The following is a 16,018-nucleotide window of genomic DNA, read 5'->3' as shown; positions in this document are numbered from 1 at the left end:
GCGTGTCAGGCCGATCGTTGTCGTCACTGCAAGGGCAGTTAATCACAGGACCCATCCGGGACTGTCTGAACCTCTTGGTGGAACAACCAGGATCGGGCTGCGTTCAGCGCCTGCTCACGAGTTGAAACCCGACCATACGCACGCTCAAGGCTCAAGTGTTGAATCAGAGCGCCCAAAGTGGGTCCAGGCGAAATCTGGAGGGTTTCCTGCAGATCTGTGCCATTAAGTGGTGGCCGTGGATGGAAGAGGGGGTCCTGGGGGTCTCTCCAGCGCTCCAGCCATGACTGCTGTAGTGCTGCGGGCCAAGTGAGGATGAGCGCAGGTAAATCCTGTTCAAGATCCATGTGGAGCCGTAATCGTTCTGGCTCCTTCAAAGCATCCGGACAAGGACATCCCCCGCTGTCTGTTGAACGCTGGATCCAGTAACGCAGCCGTTCACATCGCTGCAGCTGTCGGCGACTGAAACGAAGCTCTTTCAGTCCGGTTTCCGGCAGTAGCCTGGTGAGCCTTGCGAGCGGTAGGGCTTGATGGCGTTCGCTGTCTGTGAGCAGTTCGCTTGTCTTTGCCGCCCCTAGCGGTTGTTGATCACCAGTGGCTGAGCTCTGCCTCGTCCAGGGCTTCAATAGCTCCAGTTCCAGAAGAGTCGCCATGGCGCGGTCGGCAGCAGGTGCTGCGACAAGCCGCAGCAGTTCAGCCTGGATCCGTTCCGGCGCTGCACGGGGAAGCAGGGAACGGTTGCGGTGCAGCATCTTCAGCGTCTGAGCGTCCAGGCGCATATTCAGTTCCGCGATCAGGCGCAGGCCTCGTAACAAACGCAGGGGATCCACCTGAAGATTGGTTTCGTTAACAGCGACCACCCGGGCGTCCTGCAGATCCTCAAGACCACCTGTGGGATCGAGCAGCCTTGGGGTGCCGTCAAAGCTGAGGGCAATGGCATTCAGCCGGTAATCGCGACGGTTCAGATCGTCCTCCAGCATCTCCCCGTCCTGTCGGGCTAGATCGATCGTCCATCCCCCCAGCACGAGGCGGGCCATGTCCCGTTGCTCATCGAGGACAACGCAGGCCCCGCCAAGCTTTTGAGCCAGCTGTCGTGTGTTCTTGAGGGCGTTGTCCGGCACTACCAGGTCCAGGTCAGGAGCATCAGAAAGCCTGTCTAGGAGTGCATCACGAACGGCCCCTCCCACCAGCACTGATCCGATCGGGAGCTCTGTGGGCCGCACCGGCCAGCTGTCTGGTTTCAAACGCTGCCAGACGATTTCAGCCAGCCTGCCCCGATCTCCAGTCAGAATGGATGAAGAACTGGAGCGGGGGGGCATGTGCATCTGTGTGGACTGCCGCTGGGTGGACCGCTGTCAGGCCTATCACGCTGTGGAGCGTCAGCATGGTGCCCCCCATCTCGCTGAGACACCTGATCTGAAGCCTGCGGATCCTCGAATCCATATCAGCGTGATGGACTTGCCGGCAGGGCAGGTCGGTGTCGAATGGGATGTGCGTGGCTGTGGATCGTTTCAACTGGATCAAGGGCGTTGGAGTCGACTCAGGCCGGGTGAGGAGGTGCCTACATGAGCGACTGGCTGCTCGCTCTGCACAGCTCCACAGAAACTCTTGGGATCGCACTGGTGGCTGCAGAGGCCCCCATCGAGGAAGCCCGCGTGATGTGTCGTTCGCTTGGACGCGCGCTCACTAATGAGCTGGTGATCTCGATGCAGCAGCTGTTGCCCGCTGATCAGTGGGCAGATATCAGAAGGCTTGCCGTGGCCACAGGACCGGGCGGATTTACGGGCACCCGTCTCACTGTTGTTGTGGCCAGGACCCTGGCTCAGCAGTTGGGGACACCACTGCACGGTGTAAGCAGTTTCGCCTTAATGGCTCCAAGGCTTCATCAACAGCTGCCCGAGCTGCAGCGCGACCAGCCGTTTTCGATTGTGCAGACCCTGCCCCGCAGGGGACAGGTCGCCGGCCGCTACAGGATTGTGAAGGCCGAGGTGGAGGAACTAGAATCCCCTCGCTTGCTCAGCGAGCGCGATCAGCCTGCTCCAGCTGTTGAGATGGCTGTTGATGTTCCTGCAGATGTGCGGCAACTACTGCGCTACTGCCGTGAGTGTCATGACCGAGACCTTCCAGGTCCATGGGACCCGGTCCTGCCGATCTATCCCACTTCCCCTGTGGGGCCAGTCTGATGGGGTTTGGTGGTCGCTCGCTGCTTTTCTGTGCAGCCGTTCTGGCCGGAGCCGCTGTAGCTGGTCCCCTGCGCCCCTTCGCGGAAGCTGCTCTCACGAATCATCAGCCCCAGCGCATTCTGGTGCTCGGTGGCGATGCTGATCGTGAGCGGATGGGTCTGCATCTGGCGCGCCGGATGAACCTGCCTTTGGTCGTGAGCGGTGGGACCAACCCTGAATATGCCCAGTCTCTGGTTCGTGATGCCGGTCTCACGCAGGACCGGGTTCGATTGGATTACAGGGCGAAGGACACGCTCGGAAATTTCACGTCGCTGGTGGACGAACTGCAAAGAGATGGGGTTCATCATCTGCTTTTGGTCACTAGCGAAGACCATCTGCCACGGGCGATGGCTGTTGGTGGCATCATCGCTGGCAGCCGTGGCATTCGACTGACAGGTGTTCCAGTCAGCTGTAGGCCTCAATGCCGTGATGAAAGCCTGAGCAAACGTGTTGGAGATGGATTACGCGCGGCTGCCTGGGTGATCACAGGTCGGGATTTCAAGCCATGGGCTCGCAGACACTGGCCTCAGCTGTTCAGCGCTCAATAATCGAGCGGGGCATGATCGAGCAGGGCGTTGATCCGTCGTTGCAGTTCGCGTGTCGTCGCCTCCAAGTCGGGTTTTCGCCTGCTGGTTGGTGCGGGAATGGGCGTGCCAATTCGCATCTCAAGCTTCACCAAGCGCGGCAGATTGCGACCTGTACCCAGGGCTCTGTGGCTGTTGAGGATGGCGACTGGCAGAAGCGGAGCTCCTGACCTCGCCGCCAGCAGAGCTGCGCCTGGCATTGGCTGGTTCACGCGACCATCCGACTGTCGGGTTCCATCGAGAAAGACGCCGATGGCCCAGCCATCATTGAGTCTGGCGGTGGCTGTGCGAATGGCTTCACGATCGCTCGCTCCACGCTTGACCGGGTAGGCGCCGCAGGCTCGGATCAGATGGCCAAGGATCGGGATTCGGAACAGCTCGGCTTTGGCCATGAACGACACCGGTCGTCCCAGAGCATGGCCAAGCAAGGGTGGATCGAGATGCGACCCATGGTTCGCCACAACAACCAGGGGGCCATCCATCGGCACGTTGCCGTTGCCGCGGGTGCGTCCGCGGAACAGCATCCTGAACACTGGAAACACCAGCAGCCCACTGACCAGCCTGTAGGTGAGGCTTGGACGCGGCGCCTTCAGTGGCTGAAGGTCGCTGGTGTTGGTTGCAAGGTTGCTGCTCACATTCACAGACCCAGGTCGCCAACGCTTGCCAGCTGCGACGTGGTGACCCCTTTCATGGCACGTTTGGCCAGACCGCTAAGTACGTTGCCAGGACCGATTTCAACAAGGGTTTCCACGCCCGATAAGGTCATTCCCGCCATTGTTTCCCGCCAACGCACGCCAGTGGTCATCTGGCGACGCAGTCGTTGCTTCAGCTCACCGGCATCGCGGCTGGGGGTGGGGTCGGTGTTGCTGAACACCGGGAAGCGCGCATCTGCGAAGGCCACATTGTCGAGATGGGACGCGAAGGCATCTGCCGCCTTCGCCATAAAAGGGGAATGAAAGGCTCCGGAGACGGCGAGGGGAATGGCTCGTTTGCAGGTGAGTGCTTCACTCAGCGAGTTCACCGCCTCTGGGCTGCCTGACAGCACGACCTGGGCATCACTGTTGTCATTGGCAATCACCACGCCTTCAGTGGCATCCACAAGGCTCTCCAGTTGGCTGCGGTCAAAACCGATCACTGCCGTCATTGCGCCTCCTCCTGCACTCGCCATCAGCTCCGATCGGCGTTGCATCAGCTCCAGGCCGGTGGCGGCATCGAACACACCAGCCGCGTAAAGCGCCACCAGCTCGCCAAGGCTGTGTCCGGCCACCAGGTCGGGTTGCCTGCCCTGGCGCAGCAACTCATCCACAATCAGCGATTCCACCGCAAACAGAGCCGGCTGGGTGTTGCGGGTGTCGTTCAAATCGGAGGGGCTGTCAGCATCTGAGCCTTCACCCCGGCAGATCTTGAGAAGGTCCCTGCCAAGCAGGTTCGATGCCAGAGCGAAGCGTTCCTCCGCGCCAGGCAGGCTGAGGACTGGGTCGGCCATGCCGGTTTTCTGAGACCCCTGACCGGGGAACACCCAGGCGATCGACATTCACAGTGACGCAACGGTGTTGGGAGCCTAGGCGGGACCCTGCCAGCGCAATAGGGCTGCTCCCCAACTCAGACCAGCTCCAAAACCACTGCTTGCCAGGAGGTGTCCAGGCTGGATTTTGCCTTCCCGCACGGCTTCATCAAGAACCAGAGGGATGGTTGCCGCTGAGGTGTTGCCGTAGTGCGCCAGGTTGCTTAGCACTTTGGCCCTGGGAATCGCAAAGCGATCGGCGACGGCATCGAGGATGCGCTGATTGGCTTGATGCAGGAGCAGCCAGTCGATTGTTTCAGGGCTAACCGCACAGCGTTCAAGCAGGCATTGCAAGACCGCCGGCACTTCGCGCACGGCGAATTTGTAGACCTCCTGACCATTCATCTCGATCGGTCGGTAGCCACCCAGGCGATGGCGAGCATCGTCTGCCAAGGGTGCATCGCTGTCGAGAGCAGGCAGGTTCAGCACCCCACCGCGGGCCCCATCACTGCGCAGCAGAAACCCCAGGAGTCCGTCGTCATCGCTGGCTTCAAGGGCGACAGCACCGGCACCATCGCCGAAAAGCACACAGCTGCGGCGGTCATCCCAGTCCACGAAACGGCTCAACTGATCAGCACCGATCACAAGAGCCCGTCGCATGGCGCCTGTGCGCACATACTGAGCGGCCGTCACCAGCGAAAACAGAAAACCGCTGCAGGCGGACGTGAGATCAAAAGCCACGGCATTCGAAGCGCCCAGTGCGGCCTGAACTGCCGGGGCTGAGCCAAACAGATCATCTGGCGTTGAGGTCGCCAGCAACACCAAGTCGAGGCTGTTAGCGGACCAACCGGCCATCTCCAGAGCCGATCGACCGGCCTCAGCTGCAAGGTCGCTGAGGCGTTGATCTGGACTGCTCACTCGTCGCGTGGAGATGCCTGTGCGGCTGCGGATCCATTCATCGCTGGTTTCCACACGCTGACCCAGCTGATGGTTGGTGATCACCTGGGCTGCCTGGGCGCTGCCGCTGCCGATCAGAGCGACGCCTCGAGAGTGCGGTGATGCTCCAGCCAAAAGAAGGTCCAAGCAGTGGCGTCAGTCAATCACAGTCCGCCAGAACGCCTGTCAGGCAAGAGGGTTGATCATGCTCGCGAGGTGGCTTTAGCTCCCAGCTGGGCGAGATGATCCATCACGCCATGACTGGCGGCGGAATGGGCCAGTCGCAAGGCGCTGACCACTGACAAGGCTTTGCTGCTGCCGTGGCCGATCACGCAGATGCCGTTCACGCCCAGCAGCAGTGCTCCGCCATGTTCGGCATGGTCCAACCGCTTTTTGATGCGCTTGAGGTTGCTGCGCAGGAAGGCGGACCCCACCTTGCCTCGACGTCCACGTGGCAGTTCGGCTCTGAGCACACCAAGCAGCACGCTGCCAACCGATTCAAGGAACTTGAGCAGAACATTGCCGGTAAATCCGTCACAGACCACCACATCGAACTCTCCCGACAGCACATCCCGCCCTTCACAGTTGCCGGCGAAGTGCAGACGTGATTCTTCGATGAGCAGCTCATGGGTGCGCACGGAAAGATCGTTGCCCTTGCATTCCTCCTCGCCGATGTTGAGCAGTCCGATCCTGGGTTGGTTCACCTGCAGCACATCTCTGCAGTAGATGTCTCCCAGCAGAGCGAACTGGTGCAGGTAGGAGGGCTTGCAATCCATGTTGGCTCCCACGTCGAGCACCAGCACTGGCTGGCCGGGATCTTTGGTGGGAAACAGGGCCCCGATGGCGGGTCGGTCGATGCCGGCCAGTCGTCCCAGCCGGAAGATGGCTGAAGCCATCACAGCCCCGGAGTTGCCTGCGGAGTAAACGGCTTGGGCCTCGCCTCGCTTCACGAGATCCATTGCCAAGTTGATGCTGGCGTCGCGTTTGCGGCGCACCACCGTGGCCTCCTCATGCATTTCCACGGAGGGGCCGCTGGTGATCAGTTCCAGCCGGCCAGCATCAAGCGCCGCATTCAACGCGTCATCCAGGCCTGCAGCGGTGGCAGCTTCCAGCACCCGGTCCGTTTCGCCGACGAAGCGGATTTTCACGGCAAGCCGTTCGATGGCCTGGAGGCATCCCTCCAAAATCGGCACAGGAGCGTTGTCACCCCCCATTCCGTCCACGGCAACCCACACACGGTCGCGGTCGTCGATCTCGAGGTCTTCGCCTGGGACCCCGCCCTGAAGGCGTCGGAGGGGATCCATCACGGGTTGCAGCACGGAGCCGGCCATGCTGCCGGCGCTGTTCACCACAGTTCCCGCCATGGAGGTGACTGAACCTGCCACATTCCCGGCGGCATTCGCTGACGTGGCTGCAGTGTCCACCAGGGTGGTCACTGCAGCATTGCGCCGATACCAAATCACAAGGCGTCGAACAGCCTTAGATCGGCGGGCTTTGATCCTCGGCGCAGCGTCCGGGGTGAGGTCAGGATCCTTCGGAGGCAACAGAATCGACGATGCGCTGGAACAAGTAGCCGGTGCCGCGAGCCGTGAGGATTAGCTCGGGGTTGGCTGGGTCGTCTTCCAATTTGGAACGAAGACGTGAGATATGAACATCCACGACCCGGGTGTCGACGTGGCGTTCAGGGGTGTAACCCCATACCTCCTTTAGGATCTCACCGCGGCTGAACGGTTCGCCTGATCGGCTGACGAGCAGTTCAAGCAGACTGAATTCCATCCCGGTGAGACGGATGCGCTCATCGTTGCGGAACACCTGCCGCTTGTTGGTGTCGATCTTCAGGTCTGAGACCTGGATCACTCCGGAGTTGGGGATGCCGGCAGCGTGCTCTTTTTCCACGCGGCGCAAAACGCAGCGGATCCGAGCCTCAAGCTCCTTCGGACTGAAGGGTTTGATCACATAGTCGTCCGCCCCGAGCTCAAGGCCCGTGATCCGGTCAGCGACATCGCCGAGAGCTGTGAGCATCACGATCGGAACATCCGACTCCTTGCGCAGTTCCTGACAGACCCCGTAGCCATCGAGCTTGGGCATCATCACGTCGAGTACGACCAGATCCGGGTTGCATTCCTGGAAGCTTTCCAGGGCCTCGGTTCCGTCGCAGGCCGTGACGACGTTGTACCCGATCATCGAGAGCCGGGTTTCGAGGATCCTGCGGATACTGGCCTCGTCATCCACTACGAGGATGGTTTCCTTAGAGGTGGAGGGTGCTGAGGCCGTCATATCGCCGGCAAGGAGCGAAGATAGTGCTCACAAATAGGTGATTAGCGGGTTCAGTCGTTCACGTAGCGCCAACTTTCTTCATCATTCGACGTGCCCCGATCGGCCAATCTCTACGTCTGTCAGAGCTGTGGTGCCCAGACACGGCAGTTCTTTGGGCGGTGCAGCAGCTGCGGTAGTTGGAATTCTTTGGTGGAGCAATCGGCGCCCAAGGACGACGGCCGCCGCCGTCGCTCCGGGGCCGATCCCGCCGCTGCACCGAAGGCGCGTCGTTCCACGTCAATGGCATCCCTCGGCGATCAGCCCCTTCAGCGCATCGGCAGTGGTTACGGGGAGCTCAATCGCGTTCTTGGCGGCGGACTGGTCCCTGGATCACTGGTGCTGGTGGGGGGGGATCCTGGGATCGGCAAGAGCACACTGCTGTTGCAGAGCGCATCAGCCATTGCACGGGATCGTGTGGTGCTCTATGTGAGTGCCGAAGAATCTGCACAGCAGGTGAAGCTGCGCTGGCAGAGGCTCACTGCTGACAGCAGTGATCTGCAATTGCTGGCGGAGACGGATCTGGAGCTGGTGCTGCAGGAACTCGAAGCTCTCAGGCCAGATGTGGCCGTCATTGACAGCATCCAGGCCTTGCACGATGCCGAACTCTCCAGTGCACCTGGGTCCGTCGCTCAGGTAAGGGAATGTGCGGCTGCCTTGCAGAGACTGGCGAAGCGTCAGAACACCGCGTTGCTGCTTGTGGGCCATGTCACGAAGGAAGGCGCGCTGGCCGGTCCAAAGGTGCTGGAACACCTGGTGGATGCGGTGCTCACCTTCGAGGGAGATCGTTTCGCTAGCCATCGCCTGCTTCGGGCTGTCAAGAACCGGTTCGGTGCCACCCATGAGCTGGGGGTGTTTGAGATGCGTGGTCAGGGCCTGGAGGAGGTTGGCAATCCCAGTGAGCTATTCCTCAGTGGTGAGCGGGCCAATGGTGTGGCAACGATCGTTGCCTGTGAAGGCACCCGGCCGCTGGTGGTCGATCTGCAAGCGCTAGTCAGTGCCACCAGCTATGCCAGTCCCCGAAGGACTGCCACTGGGATCGCCGTCAACCGTCTGCATCAGATCCTGGCCGTGCTCGAAAAGCACATGGGCCTTCCACTCTCAAGGTTCGATTGCTATTTGGCCGTGGCTGGTGGCCTGGATGTGGAGGAGCCCGCGGCAGACCTGGGAGTGGCCGCGGCGGTGGTGGCCAGTTTCAGAGATCTGACTCTGCCGGCCGGCACCGTTCTGCTCGGGGAACTTGGCCTGGGAGGTCAGCTGCGACCGGTGGGCCAGCTGGAGTTGCGCCTGCAGGAGGCTGTTCGTCTGGGCTTCAGACGAGCCGTCGTGCCTCGTGGGAGTGGCCTGGGTCCGGTCGCTTCCGGTCTGGATCTAGACCTGCTGGAGGCGGGGTCCATCACAGAAGCCCTCGTGTTGGGCCTCGGGGTGAACCCTGAGGAGGAGGCCTGAGCCCCTTCGAAGGCTCAGAAGTAAACGTCGACATTGCTGCGGCCACTGGATTTGAGCCAGTTCTCGATGTCGAGATAGCCCCCTGGATTCAGACGCACTGCCTGCGTCCAGGCTTCAGCGGCTTTGTCGAGCCAGACGTCTGCTTCATCGCGGCGACCTTCTTCTTCGGCAATTCGTCCGCGTTTTTCGTAGATCAGCCCCATGTTTTTGAGACACGACGGCTGTTTGGGATTTTCATCAAGAGCCTGTTGATAGGTCTCGATGGCTCTGTCTTCTTCGCCGTTGCTCATATAGATGATCGCCATGTTCTTGAGGGTTTCTCCACGATCGATCGGGTTCTCCTCGAGCTTGAGGCTCTCCTCATAGTTCTCGAGGGCTTCGGCGTAATCACCGTCGTTCTGTGCAGACAGTCCGTCGCGGTAGTACACATAGGCCTCCTTGGCCCGGGCATTGATCGGCAGCAGCTTCACAATCAGGTCGGCCATGACCGTGAAGCTCTTGTCGATGAAGTTGTCGTTGCGGTTGCTGCGTGGCACGGAAAGCCGGACGGATGAAACCATCCTGAACCCAACAGGTGCTGCCTAGCGTGGAGTGGTGTGAACCGTTGAAGTGTCAGCAGCGTCTTCCCGTCCACTTGACCCGACCGCGCACTCCCATGCGGTTCTCCTAGATGTCGAGGGAATGAAATGTGGGGCGTGTGTTCGTGCGGTGGAGCGCACGCTGCTCGCTCAGCCAGGTGTGCAGGAGGCCAGTGTCAACCTTGTGACCCGCAGTGCCTGGCTTCGACTCGATGGCGAGTCGACATCGTCGTCGCAGCCGTTGCTTGATGACGTGCTGGCGGCTCTGCAGGGTCGTGGTTTTCCAGCACAGCCCCGTCAGAGCGGTTTGTTTGCCAAGGGAACTGAGCCCGATCGGACCAGGGGATGGTGGCGGCAGTGGCGACAGCTGATGGTCGCTCTTGTGCTGCTGCTGCTGTCGGTGCTTGGTCACCTTGCCGAAGCTGGAACGCTCTCATTGCCGGTGATCGGCACGCTCGGCTTCCATGCTGTCCTGGCCACGGTGGCTCTACTCGGGCCTGGTCGCCCGATCCTGATCAGTGGCTGGTCTGCGGTCCGCAGCGGTGTGCCCAGCATGGACACCCTGGTCAGTCTTGGGGTCGGCAGTGCCTACCTCGCGAGTCTGGTGGCACTGATCTGGCCTTCGGTGGGGTGGCCTTGTTTTTTCAATGAGCCTGTGATGCTTCTCGGGTTCGTGCTGCTGGGGCGTTTTCTTGAGGAGCGAGCCCGCCGGCGGACGGGCAGAGCCCTGCAGGAGCTCGCTGCACTCCAGCCCGATAGCGCTCGCCTGTTGATGGCGGACAACACGGTTCGCGAGGTTCCCGTGGCTGTGCTCCGGCCAGGCGAATGCATCCAGCTGCTCGCTGGAGACAGGATTCCTGTGGATGGTGTGGTGCGGAACGGTTGTTCTGCTGTGGATTTGTCGAGCCTCACCGGTGAACCGCTGCCGCTCGAGGCCAAGCCAGGGACGGAGCTCAGTTCCGGTTGCCTCAATCTCGAGGCCAATCTGGAGATGGAGGTTCAGCGCGTTGGCGGCGACACGGCCCTGGCCCGGATCATTGCCCTGGTTGAGGAGGCTCAGGCCAGGCGAGCTCCCATTCAGGGGCTGGCCGACAGGGTTGCGGGCCGTTTTTGCTACGGCGTCGTCAGCCTGGCGCTCATCACCTTCCTGTTTTGGTGGCAGCTGGGTAGTCGTCTCTGGCCGCAGGTCCTGGAGGTTCCTGTGGTGCTCATGGATCATGGCCATGATGCTGCGCTTCATGGCGCCCTTGGCGTCGGAGTTCAGACACCGTTCGGTCTTGGACTTCAGCTGGCGATTGCCGTGCTCGTGGTGGCCTGCCCCTGTGCCCTTGGCCTGGCAACGCCCACGGTGATCACGGTCTCTTCAGGACTTGCCGCACGCCAGGGCTGGCTGTTCAGAGGCGGCGATGTGATCGAGCAGTCCGCGTCCATTCAGCGGATGGTCTTTGACAAGACCGGAACCCTCACCCTTGGTCGCCCGCTTGTGGATTCGGTGATGGCCAGTGACGATCCCTCCCGCACCATCCAACTGGCAGCGAGTCTGGAACAAACCAGCCGTCATCCTCTGGCCCATGCCCTCCTGCAGGAGGCTCAGAGGCTCAATCTCACCCTTTTGCCGGTCACAGCCAGTCGGACCCTGCCAGGTTTCGGCATGGAGGGCACACTCGAGTCTCTGAAGGGACAACTGCGTGTTGGCTCTCCCGAATGGCTGCAGCAGGAAGGTGTGGTGTGGTCTGAAACGCAACGACAGGCGGTTGAGCAAGCTCTCAAGCGTGGTCAGACGATCGTGGCAGTTGGTCTCGATGCCCAGCCGCTGGGGGTGGTGGCGATTGATGACCGCCTCAGGCCCGACGCCCCCGTTGCAGTGAAGCGTCTCAGGGATCAAGGGCTGGCCATTGGGATGCTCAGTGGTGATCGCCGTCAAGCCGTCGAAAAAATCGGTCAGATGCTTGGCTTTTCAGCTGACGAACTGGCATGGCAACTTCTCCCGAATCAGAAGCTGGAGCGCCTCGAACACTGGCGCACCAACGAGACTGTGGGAATGGTCGGGGACGGCATCAATGATGCTCCCGCCTTGGCTGCGGCGGATCTGGGAATCGCCGTGGGAACCGGAACGCAGATTGCTCAGGACACCGCAGATCTGGTGCTGCTTGGTGATCGGCTCGAGGCTTTGCCGGAAGCCCTGACTCTGGCTAGACGCACAATGGCCAAGATTCGCCAGAACCTGTTCTGGGCGTTCGGCTACAACATGATCGCGTTGCCGGTTGCTGCAGGCGTTCTGTTGCCAGGCTTCAATCTGCTCTTGTCTCCGCCGCTTGCGGCACTGCTCATGGCCCTCAGCTCCGTGTCGGTGGTTCTCAATGCCCTCAGCCTGCGTATCCGCTGATCATGGCTGGACGTTTTCTGGTGCTTGAGGGCATCGATGGCTGTGGCAAAACCACGCAGCTTCGTCAGCTCGCCGACTGGCTTCCAGAAAGTGGTCTGATGCCCTCCGGAGCGACGCTCCATCTCACGCGTGAACCTGGCGGCACACCCCTGGGTCGTTCGTTGCGCGAGCTGCTGCTCAATCCACCTGACGAGTCGACTCCGAGTCCCACCGCCGAATTGCTGCTTTATGCCGCAGATCGCGCTCAGCATGTGGAACGTTTGATTCGCCCTGCTCTGAATCGGGGGGACTGGGTTCTTAGCGATCGTTTCAGCGGCTCCACCATCGCCTACCAGGGTGATGGTCGTGGACTGGATCTGCAGACCATCCTGGATCTGGAGCGGATCGCCACGGCTGGTGTCAGTCCGGATCTCACCTTCTGGCTTGATCTGCCACTGCAGGAGAGCCTCAAACGTCGCGGTGCCTGCATCGATGATCGGATCGAAGCGGAAGGAGAGGCTTTCCTAGCCAGGGTGGCTGAGGGATTCCAGCGGCTGTCAGCTGAGCGAAACTGGACTGCGGTGGCGGCGGATCAGAGCGCTGATCAAGTCCAGCAGGTCATTCGCACACGGCTGAGGGATTGGCTTGGAAAAGCACTGTTATGACTGAGATGTTGTTCGGCGAGTTACAGGGGCAGCCGCTGGCGCAAAGGCTCCTTGTTGCGGCTCTGGAGAACCGCCGACTGGCTCCCGCCTATTTGTTCAGTGGCCCTGATGGGGTGGGACGACGTCTTGCAGCGCTCCGTTTCTTGGAAGGTTTGTTGGGCGGAGGTCACTCCACTCCGCGCGAACGCCGGCGTCTTGAAGAACGCAACCATCCCGACTTGCTTTGGGTGGAGCCCACCTACAACCATCAGGGTCGTCTGATCCCACGATCGGAAGCTGAGTCAATGGGCGTGAGCAAGCGGACTCCTCCGCAGGTGCGCTTGGAGCAGATCCGTGAGCTAAGCAGATTTCTGGCCCGCCAGCCTTTGCAGTCACCGAGAGGTTTGGTGATTCTTGAACAACCTGAGGCCATGGCGGAGGGAGCCGCCAACGCACTGCTGAAGACCCTTGAAGAGCCAGGGCATGGGCTGTTGATCCTGTTATCTGCTGCACCAGAACGACTCCTGACCACCATCCGATCGCGATGTCAGCAGATCCGTTTCACACGACTTAGCGAGGAGTGCATGCGTTCAGTGCTGGCGCAATTGCCTGAAGGACAAGGGGAGCAAGCACTCGGCCTGGCGGCCAGTCATCCAGAGCTCCTGGCCCTGGCTGCTGGATCGCCTGGGGCTTTGCTGGACCACGTGCGGATGTGGGACAGCATTCCTGAAGAGCTCAGACAAAGACTCCGGATCCTTCCCACAACGCCTTTGCAAGCTCTGGGCTTGGCGCGAGATGTCTCAGAGCAGCTGGAAGGAGATCAGCAGCTCTGGATGATCAACTGGTGGCAGCACCATCTCTGGAATGCATCCAGTCAGCCTGAGCGTTTGAAGAGGCTGGATCGTCTGCGCCAGCATCTTTTGTCGTTTGTTCAACCCAGGCTGGCCTGGGAGGTCGCGCTACTCAATTTGATTGAAACTTGATCAATGTCTGATCAAGCGCTTGCGCGACTCTCCTGATCTTTTTGTTCACGTTCTTGGCGCGCTTGAGCCAAAACGTCTTGCAGACCTTCAAGCTGAGCTCCAGTGGGAAGCTCGAGGCAATAGCCGGCTCCGTAAACCGTTTTGATAAAGCGCGGTTTGCGCGGATCAGGCTCCAACTTGGTGCGCAAGTGGCGCACATGCACTCGGATCGTTTCGATGTCGTCGTCAGGCTCGTATCCCCAGACTTCCTTGAGAATGAGAGAGGGCGCAACAGTCTGACCATGACGCTGCAATAAGCAGTGAAGCAGTTCAAATTCGAGGTGCGTGAGGCGTACAGGTCGGTCAAACCAGATCGCTTCAAACCGTTCCGGTACCAAGGTGAGTGGACCGTAACTGAGGATTTCGTGATGGTTGCTGCTTGTTCCAACCGGTGCTCGATCGCTGCGGCGCAACAACGCCTTGACCCTGACTTGCAGCTCCTCCAGGTCGAAGGGCTTGGTTAAGTAATCATCGGCTCCGGAATTGAAACCACTGACTTTGTCTTTAGTTCCACCGAGTGCTGTGAGCATCAGGATCGGGATGGCCGCTGTTCGCTCATCGCGTCTAAGCCGTTGACAGAGTGTGAGCCCATCAACTTTGGGCAACATCAGGTCCAGCAGGATCAAATCCGGGCTGTATTGAAGCGCCAGTGCCTGACCTTTAATTCCATCGTCGGCGCTTTGCACGTCGAAGCCACTGTGCTCAAGGTGACCACTCACCAGTTCACGCATGTCCCGGTCGTCTTCGATTAGCAGGATGCAGGGCTTCATCGACAGAGCAGCGGAGGAAAAGGTGGACGAGGGTATGCCGCGTCATTGCTTGACAGATTCTCTCAAGGTTCTTTGTGGCTTGCATTGATGTCCTTGAAGAGAGTGAAGTGGATCTCTTGGCTCAGAACTGCTGCTGCTACAAAGGTTTTGGCCTGCTTCGACTCGACTTGGCGGTGCGGCCTCTAAAGAAAGTCTTCGGTTTCGGAGCCCTACTGTTAAGGAAATTCCGTTTTTCAAGGCATTTTCCAGGGCGGCGATTCAGCTGCCGCGATGTTCAGCTGTTCAAGTTGGCGATTGTCCCTGTGATGTATTCAAAAAAATCACCACAACTCGCCGAGTTGTGGTGATGAAGTTGATCAAAACTCCCCGGGCGGGATTCGAACCTGCGACCAATCGATTAACAGTCGACCGCTCTACCGCTGAGCTACCGAGGAATGTGACGAGGAGAACCTACCCCTCAGCCATGCCGTCCCGCAAGGGGTTCAAGTCGTCTTCGTAGCGCTGGACCGTTCTGCCATCCGCCGACTCGTCCTCGCTCCATCCGGGCAGCTCCATCAGCATGATCCAGCTCGCCTAGTCGGTGGGTGATCCAGAGAGCTGTTAACGGAGAGCTGGAACGGTGGCAGAGCTGTTGGACCGTGCTCAAGATGGCTGACTGACTGGTGGTATCCAGCAGAGCTGTGGGCTCGTCGAGAAGCAGAAGCGTTGCTTCACTGGCCAGCGCGCCGGCGATGGCCAGGCGTTGCTTCTGCCCTCCGCTCAGGGTGTGAATTGGACGGCCCGCCATCCCTGCAAGCCCGACCTGCTCCATCAGTCGATGGATTCTGTGTCGTTGTTCATGACGGCTTAAGCCGAGAGGCAGATTGAGCAGAAGCTCGCTGCCGCAGCTGGGTAATAACAGCTGATGGTCTGGATTCTGGAAGACCAGGGCTGGTCTCAGATCATGGCAAACAAGGCCCGACTGAGGACTGATCAGGCCGCTGATAATTCTGAAAAGGGTGCTTTTGCCGCTGCCATTGCTGCCAACGAGCATCCAAAGTCCAGGCCCCGGTACCTCGAAACTGCAGCGGTCAAGAGCTTTTTTGCCGCAAGGCCAGCTGTAGCTCACTCTTTCGAACCTCAGCCCTGCCCGCGCGGTCTGTTGATCCGAGCTCATGCAGGTTCAGCCATCCAGAGAGAAGCCAGGGCGCTTGCTACCACCCGCTGCTGCCGTTTTTTCGTAAATCTGCACCGCAAGCAAATCGCTGGTCAGCACACTGAGCCGTTTTCCTTCAACCTTCTCGCAGGTGAGTTCGAGCAATCGTGGCTGCCCCTGCTCGAGGGCCGTCCGCACCTGTTGATAGAGCCCTTCTGCAGCGTCATGCTCCTTGCGCTGCACGGACACGGGCATGGGGCTCATGCGCAGAGCCAGCTCAATCACGTACACGGTTGGATCTCTTCACTGCACTCATCTTCGCGAATGAAATGCAGCGGTGTAGTAATGGGCATTTCTACTTATGTCGCGCTCATTTTCTGAATCAGTGCCCACAGAATCGCTGACTCCAACTAGGCTCGTCACGTAACGCTTCATGAAGCTCCCCTCATGACGATCGCTGTAGGACGCGCGCCACAGCGGGGATGGTTTGACGTCCTCG

18 protein-coding genes and 1 tRNA gene are annotated in these 16,018 nt (G+C 60.1%); 7 read left to right on the top strand and 12 right to left on the bottom strand.

Going from position 1 to position 16,018, the window contains the following annotated elements:
• Positions 1-38 precede the first annotated feature (38 nt).
• Positions 39-1,316 carry a CCA tRNA nucleotidyltransferase gene (locus tag DXY37_RS05080; protein ID WP_115125664.1) on the bottom strand — a complete coding sequence of 426 codons (1,278 nt, stop codon included), beginning with the start codon at positions 1,314-1,316 and terminating at the stop codon, positions 39-41.
• Between DXY37_RS05080 and DXY37_RS05075 the strand changes: the two genes are divergently transcribed.
• Genes DXY37_RS05075 through DXY37_RS05065 form a run of 3 tightly spaced genes read left to right on the top strand, consistent with a single transcriptional unit; the run spans position 1,315 to position 2,767 of the window.
• The gene (locus tag DXY37_RS05075; RefSeq protein WP_067096375.1) at positions 1,315-1,566 is read left to right on the top strand and encodes a Ycf34 family protein; all 252 of its coding nucleotides are present in this window, start codon (positions 1,315-1,317) and stop codon (positions 1,564-1,566) included. The genes DXY37_RS05080 and DXY37_RS05075 overlap by 2 nt on opposite strands.
• The gene (gene tsaB / locus DXY37_RS05070; protein WP_115125663.1) at positions 1,563-2,180 is read left to right on the top strand and encodes a tRNA (adenosine(37)-N6)-threonylcarbamoyltransferase complex dimerization subunit type 1 TsaB; all 618 of its coding nucleotides are present in this window, start codon (positions 1,563-1,565) and stop codon (positions 2,178-2,180) included. Before DXY37_RS05075 ends, tsaB begins: the two co-directional genes overlap by 4 nt.
• Entirely contained in the window at positions 2,180-2,767 is a 588-nt protein-coding gene (locus DXY37_RS05065) for a YdcF family protein (protein WP_115125662.1), read from the top strand. Before tsaB ends, DXY37_RS05065 begins: the two co-directional genes overlap by 1 nt.
• Here DXY37_RS05065 and DXY37_RS05060 read toward each other — a convergent pair.
• The 5 genes from DXY37_RS05060 to rpaB all read right to left on the bottom strand — a co-directional run bounded on the left by DXY37_RS05060 (position 2,761) and on the right by rpaB (position 7,520).
• The gene (locus DXY37_RS05060; RefSeq protein WP_244276890.1) at positions 2,761-3,438 is read right to left on the bottom strand and encodes a 1-acyl-sn-glycerol-3-phosphate acyltransferase; all 678 of its coding nucleotides are present in this window, start codon (positions 3,436-3,438) and stop codon (positions 2,761-2,763) included. The two genes, DXY37_RS05065 and DXY37_RS05060, sit on opposite strands and share 7 nt — an antisense overlap.
• Positions 3,439-3,440: 2 nt before the next feature.
• Positions 3,441-4,337: an ACP S-malonyltransferase gene (fabD, locus tag DXY37_RS05055; RefSeq protein ID WP_115125661.1), complete on the bottom strand. Its 897-nt coding sequence runs from the start codon at positions 4,335-4,337 to the stop codon at positions 3,441-3,443.
• A gap of 27 nt (positions 4,338-4,364) precedes the next feature.
• Positions 4,365-5,378, bottom strand: coding sequence for a beta-ketoacyl-ACP synthase III (locus DXY37_RS05050; protein WP_115125969.1), 1,014 nt, complete (start codon positions 5,376-5,378; stop codon positions 4,365-4,367).
• A gap of 68 nt (positions 5,379-5,446) precedes the next feature.
• Positions 5,447-6,787 carry a phosphate acyltransferase PlsX gene (plsX, locus tag DXY37_RS05045; protein WP_115125660.1) on the bottom strand — a complete coding sequence of 447 codons (1,341 nt, stop codon included), beginning with the start codon at positions 6,785-6,787 and terminating at the stop codon, positions 5,447-5,449.
• Positions 6,768-7,520, bottom strand: coding sequence for a response regulator transcription factor RpaB (gene rpaB / locus DXY37_RS05040; protein ID WP_066909001.1), 753 nt, complete (start codon positions 7,518-7,520; stop codon positions 6,768-6,770). Before rpaB ends, plsX begins: the two co-directional genes overlap by 20 nt.
• A 90-nt stretch (positions 7,521-7,610) precedes the next feature.
• Here rpaB and radA point away from each other — a divergent pair, with 90 nt between their 5' ends.
• A complete protein-coding gene (radA, locus tag DXY37_RS05035) occupies positions 7,611-9,005 on the top strand; it encodes a DNA repair protein RadA (protein ID WP_115125659.1) in 1,395 nt (464 codons plus the stop codon).
• 14 nt (positions 9,006-9,019) lie between these two features.
• On the opposite strand, the gene DXY37_RS05030 is transcribed toward radA, so the two are convergent.
• On the bottom strand, positions 9,020-9,565 hold the full coding sequence (locus DXY37_RS05030) for a photosystem I assembly protein Ycf3 (protein ID WP_369818455.1): 546 nt from the start codon (positions 9,563-9,565) through the stop codon (positions 9,020-9,022).
• 49 nt (positions 9,566-9,614) lie between these two features.
• Here DXY37_RS05030 and DXY37_RS05025 point away from each other — a divergent pair, with 49 nt between their 5' ends.
• Genes DXY37_RS05025 through DXY37_RS05015 form a run of 3 tightly spaced genes read left to right on the top strand, consistent with a single transcriptional unit; the run spans position 9,615 to position 13,575 of the window.
• Positions 9,615-11,969: a cation-translocating P-type ATPase gene (locus DXY37_RS05025; RefSeq protein ID WP_256377363.1), complete on the top strand. Its 2,355-nt coding sequence runs from the start codon at positions 9,615-9,617 to the stop codon at positions 11,967-11,969.
• 2 nt (positions 11,970-11,971) lie between these two features.
• A complete protein-coding gene (tmk, locus tag DXY37_RS05020) occupies positions 11,972-12,613 on the top strand; it encodes a dTMP kinase (protein ID WP_115125657.1) in 642 nt (213 codons plus the stop codon).
• Positions 12,610-13,575, top strand: coding sequence for a DNA polymerase III subunit delta' (locus DXY37_RS05015; RefSeq protein ID WP_115125656.1), 966 nt, complete (start codon positions 12,610-12,612; stop codon positions 13,573-13,575). The genes tmk and DXY37_RS05015 overlap by 4 nt, the downstream gene beginning before the upstream one ends.
• Before the next feature lie 11 nt (positions 13,576-13,586).
• Here the strand turns inward: DXY37_RS05015 and DXY37_RS05010 are convergent, their stop codons facing one another.
• The 5 genes from DXY37_RS05010 to DXY37_RS13545 form a co-directional block, all read right to left on the bottom strand.
• Positions 13,587-14,384: a response regulator transcription factor gene (locus DXY37_RS05010; RefSeq protein WP_115125655.1), complete on the bottom strand. Its 798-nt coding sequence runs from the start codon at positions 14,382-14,384 to the stop codon at positions 13,587-13,589.
• A 362-nt stretch (positions 14,385-14,746) separates the two neighbouring features.
• A tRNA-Asn gene (locus tag DXY37_RS05000) sits at positions 14,747-14,818 on the bottom strand.
• Between the two features lie 23 nt (positions 14,819-14,841).
• A complete protein-coding gene (locus DXY37_RS04995; protein WP_115125653.1) occupies positions 14,842-15,540 on the bottom strand; it encodes an ABC transporter ATP-binding protein in 699 nt (232 codons plus the stop codon).
• A 6-nt stretch (positions 15,541-15,546) separates the two neighbouring features.
• The gene (locus DXY37_RS04990) at positions 15,547-15,810 is read right to left on the bottom strand and encodes a hypothetical protein (protein WP_067096303.1); all 264 of its coding nucleotides are present in this window, start codon (positions 15,808-15,810) and stop codon (positions 15,547-15,549) included.
• Positions 15,811-15,831: 21 nt separating this feature from the next.
• A partial coding sequence (locus DXY37_RS13545) for a hypothetical protein (RefSeq protein ID WP_206749757.1) occupies positions 15,832-16,018 on the bottom strand: 187 nt, incomplete at its 5' end.

Source organism: Synechococcus sp. GEYO (genome assembly GCF_900473955.1).
Classification (GTDB): domain Bacteria; phylum Cyanobacteriota; class Cyanobacteriia; order PCC-6307; family Cyanobiaceae; genus Synechococcus_C.
The sequence above is the reverse complement of the archived record's forward strand: the minus strand, read 5'-3'. Positions and strand labels throughout refer to the sequence as shown.

What these genes read in the sequence shown, in the direction of transcription:
- DXY37_RS05075 (WP_067096375.1), top strand. Translation starts at nt 1,315, where the DNA reads ATGTGCATCTGTGTGGACTGCCGCTGGGTGGACCGCTGTCAGGCCTAT.
- DXY37_RS05080 (WP_115125664.1), bottom strand. Translation starts at nt 1,316, where the DNA reads ATGCCCCCCCGCTCCAGTTCTTCATCCATTCTGACTGGAGATCGGGGC.
- tsaB (WP_115125663.1), top strand. Translation starts at nt 1,563, where the DNA reads ATGAGCGACTGGCTGCTCGCTCTGCACAGCTCCACAGAAACTCTTGGG.
- DXY37_RS05065 (WP_115125662.1), top strand. Translation starts at nt 2,180, where the DNA reads ATGGGGTTTGGTGGTCGCTCGCTGCTTTTCTGTGCAGCCGTTCTGGCC.
- fabD (WP_115125661.1), bottom strand. Translation starts at nt 4,337, where the DNA reads ATGTCGATCGCCTGGGTGTTCCCCGGTCAGGGGTCTCAGAAAACCGGC.
- rpaB (WP_066909001.1), bottom strand. Translation starts at nt 7,520, where the DNA reads ATGACGGCCTCAGCACCCTCCACCTCTAAGGAAACCATCCTCGTAGTG.
- DXY37_RS05030 (WP_369818455.1), bottom strand. Translation starts at nt 9,565, where the DNA reads ATGGTTTCATCCGTCCGGCTTTCCGTGCCACGCAGCAACCGCAACGAC.
- tmk (WP_115125657.1), top strand. Translation starts at nt 11,972, where the DNA reads ATGGCTGGACGTTTTCTGGTGCTTGAGGGCATCGATGGCTGTGGCAAA.
- DXY37_RS05015 (WP_115125656.1), top strand. Translation starts at nt 12,610, where the DNA reads ATGACTGAGATGTTGTTCGGCGAGTTACAGGGGCAGCCGCTGGCGCAA.
- DXY37_RS05010 (WP_115125655.1), bottom strand. Translation starts at nt 14,384, where the DNA reads ATGAAGCCCTGCATCCTGCTAATCGAAGACGACCGGGACATGCGTGAA.
- DXY37_RS04995 (WP_115125653.1), bottom strand. Translation starts at nt 15,540, where the DNA reads ATGAGCTCGGATCAACAGACCGCGCGGGCAGGGCTGAGGTTCGAAAGA.